The sequence below is a fragment of the Enterobacter sp. K16B genome, assembly GCF_020216105.1.
In the GTDB taxonomy this organism is placed as follows: Bacteria; Pseudomonadota; Gammaproteobacteria; order Enterobacterales; family Enterobacteriaceae; genus Enterobacter; species Enterobacter sichuanensis.
Genome location: NZ_JAIWJZ010000039.1, coordinates 53,090 through 62,231 on the forward strand (window position 1 = coordinate 53,090; position 9,142 = coordinate 62,231).

Annotated in this window: 9 protein-coding genes and 1 pseudogene; 6 read left to right on the top strand and 4 right to left on the bottom strand. The window is 59.5% G+C overall.

Annotated features, from left to right (window positions below; translation table 11 throughout):
- Together cstA and LDK53_RS10195 are read left to right on the top strand one after the other, a co-directional pair.
- Positions 1-2,106: a pyruvate/proton symporter CstA gene (cstA, locus tag LDK53_RS10190; protein WP_047957998.1), complete on the top strand. Its 2,106-nt coding sequence runs from the start codon at positions 1-3 to the stop codon at positions 2,104-2,106.
- A gap of 60 nt (positions 2,107-2,166) precedes the next feature.
- On the top strand, positions 2,167-2,364 hold the full coding sequence (locus tag LDK53_RS10195) for a YbdD/YjiX family protein (protein ID WP_014169079.1): 198 nt from the start codon (positions 2,167-2,169) through the stop codon (positions 2,362-2,364).
- Here the strand turns inward: LDK53_RS10195 and LDK53_RS10200 are convergent.
- The 4 genes from LDK53_RS10200 to LDK53_RS10215 form a co-directional block, all read right to left on the bottom strand.
- Positions 2,361-2,765, bottom strand: coding sequence for a helix-turn-helix domain-containing protein (locus tag LDK53_RS10200; RefSeq protein WP_025756303.1), 405 nt, complete (start codon positions 2,763-2,765; stop codon positions 2,361-2,363). The two genes, LDK53_RS10195 and LDK53_RS10200, sit on opposite strands and share 4 nt — an antisense overlap.
- Entirely contained in the window at positions 2,737-3,042 is a 306-nt protein-coding gene (locus LDK53_RS10205; protein ID WP_047957999.1) for a type II toxin-antitoxin system RelE family toxin, read from the bottom strand. The genes LDK53_RS10200 and LDK53_RS10205 overlap by 29 nt, the downstream gene beginning before the upstream one ends.
- Positions 3,043-3,225: 183 nt before the next feature.
- Entirely contained in the window at positions 3,226-3,969 is a 744-nt protein-coding gene (locus LDK53_RS10210) for an SDR family NAD(P)-dependent oxidoreductase (protein WP_045286216.1), read from the bottom strand.
- Between the two features lie 57 nt (positions 3,970-4,026).
- Complete coding sequence (locus LDK53_RS10215; RefSeq protein ID WP_095449381.1) at positions 4,027-5,115, bottom strand: oxidoreductase; 1,089 nt, start codon at positions 5,113-5,115, stop codon at positions 4,027-4,029.
- Positions 5,116-5,274: 159 nt separating this feature from the next.
- Between LDK53_RS10215 and LDK53_RS10220 the strand changes: the two genes are divergently transcribed.
- The 4 genes and pseudogenes from LDK53_RS10220 to LDK53_RS10235 form a co-directional block, all read left to right on the top strand.
- On the top strand, positions 5,275-6,777 hold the full coding sequence (locus LDK53_RS10220) for a sugar ABC transporter ATP-binding protein (RefSeq protein WP_225286759.1): 1,503 nt from the start codon (positions 5,275-5,277) through the stop codon (positions 6,775-6,777).
- Positions 6,774-7,769: an ABC transporter permease gene (locus LDK53_RS10225; RefSeq protein ID WP_045286213.1), complete on the top strand. Its 996-nt coding sequence runs from the start codon at positions 6,774-6,776 to the stop codon at positions 7,767-7,769. The genes LDK53_RS10220 and LDK53_RS10225 overlap by 4 nt, the downstream gene beginning before the upstream one ends.
- 19 nt (positions 7,770-7,788) lie before the next feature.
- The gene (locus tag LDK53_RS10230) at positions 7,789-8,853 is read left to right on the top strand and encodes a sugar ABC transporter substrate-binding protein (RefSeq protein WP_047958003.1); all 1,065 of its coding nucleotides are present in this window, start codon (positions 7,789-7,791) and stop codon (positions 8,851-8,853) included.
- 92 nt (positions 8,854-8,945) lie between these two features.
- Positions 8,946-9,142: pseudogene (locus LDK53_RS10235) on the top strand (hypothetical protein); the annotation flags it as partial.

Sequence of the window (9,142 nt, forward strand, 5' to 3'; positions counted from 1 at the left end):
ATGAACAACTCAGGGAAACACCTTTTATGGGCAGGGCTCTCCGTTGTGGGAGCCTTTGCCCTGGGTTATATCGCCCTCAACCGGGGGGAACAGATCAACGCGCTGTGGATCGTCGTTGCCTCCGTCTGCATTTACCTGATCGCGTACCGTTTTTATGGCCGCTATATCGCGAAGAACGTTTTAGCGGTTGACGCCACGCGCATGACCCCCGCCGTTCGCCATAACGACGGGCTGGACTACGTTCCGACGGACAAGAAAGTGCTGTTCGGTCACCATTTTGCGGCGATTGCCGGAGCGGGCCCGCTGGTGGGGCCGGTGCTGGCGGCGCAGATGGGCTATTTGCCGGGGATGATCTGGATCCTCGCCGGCGTGGTGCTGGCAGGGGCGGTGCAGGACTTTATGGTGCTGTTCGTCTCCACCCGTCGCGACGGCCGTTCACTGGGCGAGCTGGTGAAAGAGGAGATGGGGGCCACCGCCGGGGTGATTGCACTGGTGGCGACCTTTATGATCATGGTGATCATCCTTGCGGTGCTGGCGATGATTGTGGTGAAAGCGCTGACCCACAGCCCGTGGGGGACCTACACCGTCGCGTTCACCATTCCACTGGCTATCTTTATGGGGATCTACATTCGTTACCTGCGTCCAGGACGCATTGGTGAGGTGTCGGTCATTGGTCTGGTGCTGCTGGTATTCGCCATTATCTCCGGCGGCTGGGTAGCGGAAAGTCCGACCTGGGCACCGTTCTTTGACTTTACCGGCGTACAGCTCACCTGGATGCTGGTGGGCTACGGCTTTGTGGCGGCGGTGCTGCCGGTGTGGCTCCTGCTGGCCCCGCGTGATTACCTCTCCACCTTCCTGAAAATCGGTACCATCGTCGGGCTGGCGATTGGCATTCTGATTATGCGCCCGACCCTGACCATGCCTGCGCTGACCAAATTCATTGACGGCACCGGCCCGGTCTGGACCGGCAACCTGTTCCCGTTCCTGTTTATCACCATCGCCTGCGGTGCAGTCTCAGGCTTCCACGCGCTGATTGCCTCCGGCACCACGCCGAAGATGCTGGCGAATGAAAATCAGGCCTGTCTGATTGGCTACGGCGGCATGCTGATGGAGTCTTTCGTGGCGATTATGGCGCTGGTCTCCGCCTGCGTTATCGACCCGGGCGTCTACTTTGCGATGAACAGCCCGATGGCGGTGCTGGCACCGGCGGGCACCGCTGACGTCGTGGCGTCTGCCGCGCAGGTGGTGAGCGGCTGGGGCTTTGCGATTACCCCTGATACGTTAACGAGTATTGCCAGTGAAGTGGGCGAGCAGTCCATTATCTCGCGAGCGGGCGGGGCGCCTACGCTTGCGGTCGGTATGGCGTATATCCTTCACGGCGCGCTGGGCGGGCTGATGGATGTGTCGTTCTGGTATCACTTCGCCATTCTGTTTGAAGCGCTGTTTATCCTGACGGCGGTGGATGCGGGAACCCGTGCGGCGCGCTTTATGCTGCAGGATCTGCTGGGGGTGATCTCCCCGAACCTGAAGCGTACTGAGTCGTTACCGGCGAACCTGCTGGCGACAGCCCTGTGCGTGCTGGCGTGGGGCTACTTCCTGCATCAGGGCGTGGTCGACCCGCTGGGTGGGATTAACACCCTGTGGCCGCTGTTCGGGATTGCCAACCAGATGCTGGCAGGCATGGCGCTGATGCTGTGTGCAGTGGTGCTGTTCAAGATGAAACGTCAACGTTATGCATGGGTGGCGCTGGTACCAACCGCCTGGCTGCTGATTTGTACCCTGACGGCGGGCTGGCAGAAAGCCTTCAGTCCGGACAATAAAGTGGGCTTCCTGGCGATTGCCAACAAGTTCCAGGCGATGATCGACAGCGGTAAGATCCCGGCGCAGTACACGGAATCACAGCTGTCGCAACTGGTCTTTAACAACCGTCTGGATGCCGGGCTGACCATCTTCTTTATGGTGGTGGTCGTGGTGCTGGCGTTGTATTCTCTGAAGACCGCGCTGGCGGCGCTGAAAGAAGACAAGCCGACGGCGAAAGAGACACCGTATGAGCCAATGCCTGAAAACCTGGAAACGATTGTCACCCAGGCGAAAGGGGCGCATTAACCTTTGTGCCGGGTGGCGGCTTCGCCTTACCCGGCCTACTTTTCCTGTGAGATGAGAATTATGTTCGACACCCTTTCCAAAGCAGGTAAGTACCTGGGCCAGGCCGCCAAAATGATGATCGGCGTACCGGATTACGACAACTACGTCGAACATATGCGGGTCAACCATCCGGACCAGACGCCAATGACCTACGAAGCATTTTTCCGCGATCGCCAGGACGCCCGCTACGGCGGTAAGGGCGGTGCGAAGTGCTGTTAACCCTCTTTCGGTAAATAGAGGCTGATCTGTTCCTGCTTACAGCCGTAAAGTGCCGCGAGTTTTTCGCGGGTACGCTTTTGCGGGCGCGAGTCCAGCGCTTCCAGCTGTGACACGGCGGACTGGCTGATGCCCAGTTTCTCTGCCACCTCCTGCTGGGACATGCCGCGCAGGATGCGCCATGCGGCCTGCAGGCTGACGTTCTGCCAGGTCATGATGCTGCAAACCTCGCCAGGAAGCTCAACGTCATCCAGACTATCGTGTTCGACTTCAATATCCTCCAGGTCGTCGTCAGTTTCGTCGTCAATTTCTGCCATTTGTAAGAGCATACGAAAATATTCGTGATAGGGAATAACGACGTACTGCGTTTTCCCGTTATCGTCCTTGATTAGCTGTACAGCCATAGGTTGCACTCTCCTCATGCAGGTAAGTCGTTGAAGTTCTACGCTTGATGGCCAAAACATAACAATGGTCATCGGGATCGTCCCGAAGCGTATAGATGATGCGGTAATCGCCAACGCGTAGCCGGAAATGATCTTCTGTCGCCGATATTTTTTTGATATCGGGCCGGGGAGCGGAACGATCATCCAGCTCAGCAAGCTTTACCTCAATGCGTCGCTGATACCGCTCGTCAATCTTTGAAAACGCCTTCTTTGCACCATTGGACCAGACAATCTTCATCCGTACCTCCACTGTACGCCCACACAAAATATAAGGAAATAATAAGACTATTAGATAAATTCCGAATTTCTTATGGGGTACTGTAGAGCGGAGAATAAACGCCGGTAAGAGGCAAAACGCATTCCCTCGAGGCGGCTTCAAAACGCCTCTGCCGGGCGACAGAGGCTTGCAGAGAATGTGCGATCAGGCGTTCAGACCGCCGTCCACGTCCAGCCCTGTGCCGGAGATCTGCCCGGCGGCCGGGCTGGCAAGGAAGGTGACCGCCGCGGCGATGTCCTCCGGCTGGCCGTAGTGACCGACGGCAATCATCTGGCGCTGCGCTTCCGCCTGCTCTCCGTCCTCCGGGTTCATGTCGCTGTTGGTAGGGCCAGGATGGACCAGGTTAACGGTGATGCCGCGCGGGCCTAAATCGCGTGCCAGGCCGCGGGTAAGAGAGTTGAGGGCGGACTTCGTCATTGAGTAAACGGCAATGCCCGGCATGGCCACGCGGTTAGCCAGACAGCTGCCGATGTTAATGATGCGCCCGCCGTCAGACATATGCACCAGAGCCTCCTGAATGGCGATGACCACTCCACGAATATTGACGTTGATCAGGGCGTCAATGTCCGCCAGCGTCATGGACTCCAGCGGGCCGCCGCGCGCAATCCCGGCGTTGTTGACCAGAATGTCCAGCCCGCCGAGGGCGCGCGCCGCATGGGTGACGGCATCCTGAATGGCCTGCGCGCTGGCGCTGTCGGCCTGCACCGCTTCACCGTGCCGCCCAAGCGCCTTAATTTCATCGGCAACCGCCTGGGCTTTATCGGCAGATTTTTCATACGTAATAACCACGTCGGCACCGGCGCGCGCCAGCGACAGCGCGATAGCGCGACCCAACCCACGGCTGGCGCCGGTAACCAGCGCCTTCTTACCTGTTAAATCGATCTGCATGATGACCTCGTTGCGAGAGTGGTGAGAATCATCATTAGGTATAGTCCCTCGGGGCGATTAACGGCTGAAGTATTCCACCTTCTCAAACGCCGCGCGCAGAACCTCAGGCGTTAACGTCACCGGCAGATAATGAATTGACTCTACCGGACGCAGGGTATGAGCAATGACCTTATCCAGTTCCTCGCGGTTATGGATATCGACCTCCAGCGCGCGAAGCGTGGTCGGCAGGTTGAAACGCTGATACGCTGAGATAAGCTGTGCCAGCACGTCCTCCTGGCCGAGCAGAGCGCTTTGCACCAGGATGCCGTAGGCCACCTTGGTACCGTGCAGGTATTTTTCCGTTTGCGGCAGCACGGTTAAGCCATTATGCACTGCATGCGCCGCCGCCACGCGGGTATAGCGCTCGCCCAGGCCGCCGACCATCCCGCCACCGGCAATAACGGCATCCACCACGTCCCTGAATGCCTGGGTTTGTTCGCCGCGCTGCTGGTCAGCCAGCGCTTCCTCGCTGTGCGCCAGCAGCACGTCGCGGATTGCCAGCGCGCCGTTAATGCCCAGACGCACGGTCAGCGGCAGGTTTTCAGGCCGAGGCGCCAGCACCACCGCTTCATACCACTTCGCCAGCGTATCGCCAATCCCCGCCAGCAGGTACTCCGCCGGGGCGTTGAGAATGATTTGCGGCTCAACCAGCACCAGGAAGTTGGCGTCGTCGAAAATCTCAAACTGCAGCGCCTGACCGGCGTCGTTGTACCAGACGGAAAGTGGCGTCCATGCCGCACAGGTGGCGGCGATGGTTGGAATTGCCACTACCGGGATACCCAGACGGCGAGCCACCGCTTTGGCGGTATCGAGCAGCGCACCGCCGCCAACGCCAATCACCACGCTCGCCTCGCTGCCGGCTTCATGCACCAGGTGGGTGACGTCACGCTCGCTGCAGTGGCCTTTAAACAGCAGGTGTTTCGCCCCCGGCACGTTAAAACTCTCCGGCAGGAAAGGGCGCGCGCCTTCGATGGCGCGTTCGCCGTAAATCCACACCGCGCGGGAAAGCTGTTCCGGGGTAAAGAAGTCATTCAGACGCGCAAGGCTTCCGGAATGGGAAAAGTAGTTCGCCGGGCCAGGTACGACGCGGATATCGGTGGTGCTCATGAAGGTGTCCTTTTTTAGCAAGCGCTAACCCGATGTTATGTCTGGACATCCGGATGGCTAATAATATTTCGCTTTAACTTATGCCTTTTCCGTCGTTGTCAGTCAACCGGAGCTGTGAAAAATTCGCTAAATCAGAAGAGTAATGAAGGATTTACGCGGATGGTTTCCAGTCGCCTTGAGATGCGCGGTATCAGCCTGGCCTTTTCCGGCTTTCAGGCCCTGTCGCGCGTGAATTTCACCCTTACCGGCGGATCGGTGCATGCCCTGACCGGCGCCAATGGCGCGGGGAAATCAACACTGATGGCGGTGCTGTGCGGAACGCACGAACGTTATGAAGGTGAGATCTGCATTAATAACCAGCCGGTGACGATCCGCGAGCCGCTGGACGCCAAACGGCTGGGGATCCATCTGGTACAGCAGGAAGTGGATGTGGCGCTGATCCCGGGATTAACCATTGCCGAGAACATCATGCTCGATACGCTGGCGCAGCCGGGACATCGCTTCAGCTGGCGTACGCTGCGCCAGCAGGCGAGACAGGCCCTGGCGCAGCTGGACGTCTCTCTTGACGTACGCCGCGTTATTGACAGCTGTTCGCTTGCCGAAAAGCAGCAGATTTTGCTGGCGCGGGCGTTGTCCCATCACTGCCGTTTTTTAATTCTCGATGAGCCCACTGCGCCGCTGGACGCCCACGAAAGCGAGCGCCTGTTTGCTGTGGTTAGACGTTTACAGCAGCAGGGCATCGGCGTGGTGTTTATCTCGCACCGCATTCACGAGCTGAAAGCCATTTGCGACACCCTGACGGTGCTGCGCGACGGCAAGCTGATTGAGTCCGGTCCAATGGCGGATCTCAGCGGCGAGGCGATTGTCGAGAAGATGCTTGGCCACGTGCTGAGCGATATCTACCCGCCCGCGCGCCCTGCGCACGGCGACGAAACGCTGCTACGCGTGGAGGGACTGCACGACGACGCGCTGCTGAAAGATATCTCCCTGCACCTGCGCAAAGGCGAAATTCTCGGCATTGCCGGGCTGGCGGGCGCAGGCAAAACCGAACTCTGCAAGGCGTTGTTTGGTGCCAGCAAAAGCCGCGTGGCGCGCGGTGAGTTGAATCATCAGTCCTGGAAACCGCGCGACCCGGCGGATTCGGTGCTGCGCGGCCTGGCGCTGGTGCCGGAGGAGCGGCGCAAAGAGGGCATTTTTATCGACGAGCCGGTGAGCATGAATCTGGCGGTGACGGCGGATAACAGCTTCTCGCGCTGGAGCCTGTTCGGCCATCGTCAGGCGTGGCGCTGGGCGGAAGAGGTTATCGCCCGCGTCGGCGTGCGGGCGCGCGGGCCGGGGCAGGTGCTGCGCCGTCTGTCCGGCGGTAACCAGCAGAAAGTCGCCATCGGCAAATGGCTGCGCAATGACGCCAGCGTACTGATATTCGACGAACCGACCAAAGGCGTGGATGTGAAGGCCAAAACCGACCTGTTCCAGCTGATTGACGGCCTGGCGCGCGAGGGCAAAGGGGTCATTTACGCCTCCGGCGAGTTTGCCGAGCTGGTGGGGCTGTGCGACCGCATCTGTGTGCTGTGGGACGGACGTATCGTGGCGGAAATCGCCGGGGCCGAGGCCCGTGAAGAAACCCTGCTTTATTATTCAACCGGAGGAACGGCGTCGTGAGTAAGGCCCTTTCAGTGAACGCGGCGGCGTCTGGCCGTCAGCAGATTTTTGATTTTCTCTATAAGTGGGGCATGTTGCTGACCGTCGTCGCGCTGGTGGCCGTTTTTGGCCTGGCGTCGGACAGCTTCCTCGACCCGAATAACATCATCAATATTCTGCGTTCGATTGCCATCGTGACGGTGATTGCCATTGGCGTGTCGATTTCGCTGACCATTGGCGGGTTCGATCTCTCCGTGGGATCTACCGCGTCGCTGGCGAACGCGCTGGTGATTTCACTCTTCGTCTGGCACGGCTTCGGCACCACCGAGTCGATTCTGATCACCCTCGCGCTCTGCACGCTGGTGGGGCTGTTTAACGCCTTTCTGATCGTCATCCTGCGTATTCCGGATATGCTCGCGACGCTTGCCAGTCTGTTTGTGATCCAGGGCGTGGCGATGACTTACAGCTACGGCGGGTCGATCACCGAGAACATGGTGCTGCCGAGCGGTGACATGGCGGAAGGGACCATTCCGGCGGCGTTCAGCCTGCTGGGGCAGGTGCCAACCATCGTGATCATCATGCTAGCGGTGACCATTCTGGCGCAGCTGGGCCTGTCATTGACCACCCACGGCCGTCGGATGTACGCCATCGGCGGTAACCCGGAAGCGGCTCGCCTTTCCGGCATCCGCACTACCCGTTACAAGGTCGCGGCCTACGTGATTGCCTCTCTGCTGGCGGGCCTGGGGGGGATTTTGCTGGCCTCGCGCATCGGTTCGTCGCAGGTCAATGCGGGCGGCGGCTACCTGATGGATGCGGTGGCGGCGGCGTGGATAGGCTTCTCGCTGGCCGGCTCCGGCAAGCCGAACGCGCTGGGAACCCTGGTCGGGGCGATCATTCTTGGCGTGCTGTCAAACGGGCTGGTGATGCTCTCGGTGCCGTATTACGCCATGGACATTATAAAAGGGCTGGTGCTCGCGGTAGCGCTGGCGATTACCTACATACAAAAACGCTGACAACACAACGGGATAAAAAATGAAAAAGATTGCACGCTCTTTGGTGGCATTAGGGTTATTCGCTGCTCTGCCTGGCTTTGCGGCCACGCCGGCACCGCTTCCACCAGCCATTGCTAACCACGACGGCCCGATCCGCATCGCGGTGATCCGCAACCTGGGCTCAGACGACAACACCACGCAGTTTATTGCCGGGGCGATTCAGGAAGGCAAGAAGCTCGGCTTTAAGGTCAGCACCTTTTTAAGCAACGGGGACGATGCCAAATTCCAGGACTTCGTGAACCAGGCCATCAGCCAGAAATATGACGGGATTATTCTCTCCCAGGGGCGCGATCCGTATGCGACTGCGCTGGTGAAGAAAGCGGTGGATGCCGGGATCAAAGTCGCGGTATTTGATACTGCGGTGAACGGCGAGATCCCGGGCGTGACCGTTACCCAGCAGGACGATGCCTCCCTGACCAATCTCTCCTTCGGCCAGCTGGCGAAAGATTTCAACGGCAAAGCCAATATCGTCAAGCTGTGGGTGGCGGGCTTCCCGCCGATGGAGCGTCGTCAGGCGGCCTATAAAGCGCTGCAAAAGCAATATCCGGAGATCAAAGAGCTGGAGTCTATCGGCGCGGTCTCGTCTGACGTGCAGGGCGACACCGCCAACAAGGTGGGCGCGATCCTGGCGAAATACCCGAAAGGTAAAATCGACGCCATCTGGGGCACCTGGGACGCCTTCAGCCAGGGCGCCTATAAGGCGCTGAAAGAGAACGGCCGCACCGAGATCAAGCTCTACAGCATCGACATCTCCAACCAGGATCTGCAGCTGATGCGCGAGCCGGGCAGCCCGTGGAAGGTGAGCGTGGCGGTGGATCCGAAGCTGATTGGGGCCACCAACGTGCGTCTGGTGGCCAATAAAATTGCTGGTGAACCGACCCCGGCCACCTACGATTTTAAAGCCGCGGCCATCCCGCAGGCCCTGCTGACCGCTCAGCCGGGCGCGGTGAACGTAGCGTCGCTGGGGAAAATCATTCCAGGCTGGGGCCAGACGGAAGATTTTATCGCCCCGTGGTTTGCGACGCTGGAAGCGAAAAATAAATAAAACAAGCCGGGTGGCGGCTGCGCCTTACCCGGCCTACATTTTGCACCCGTAGGCCCGGTAAGCGCAGCGCCACCGGGCGAAAGGAATCCACTATGTCAGCATTACCCACCCCCGAATACAGCCGCAATATGCGGCTGATTGGCCATAGCGACCAGGGCGGTCGCCCTGACGGCGTGCAGCTGATGGTGCACCGCGGATTCGCCTGGATCGGCCATATGGTGTCGCAGGGCTTTTCGATAGTGGACGTGCGCGACCCGAAAAACCCCAAACCCGCGGGCTATGTTCCCGC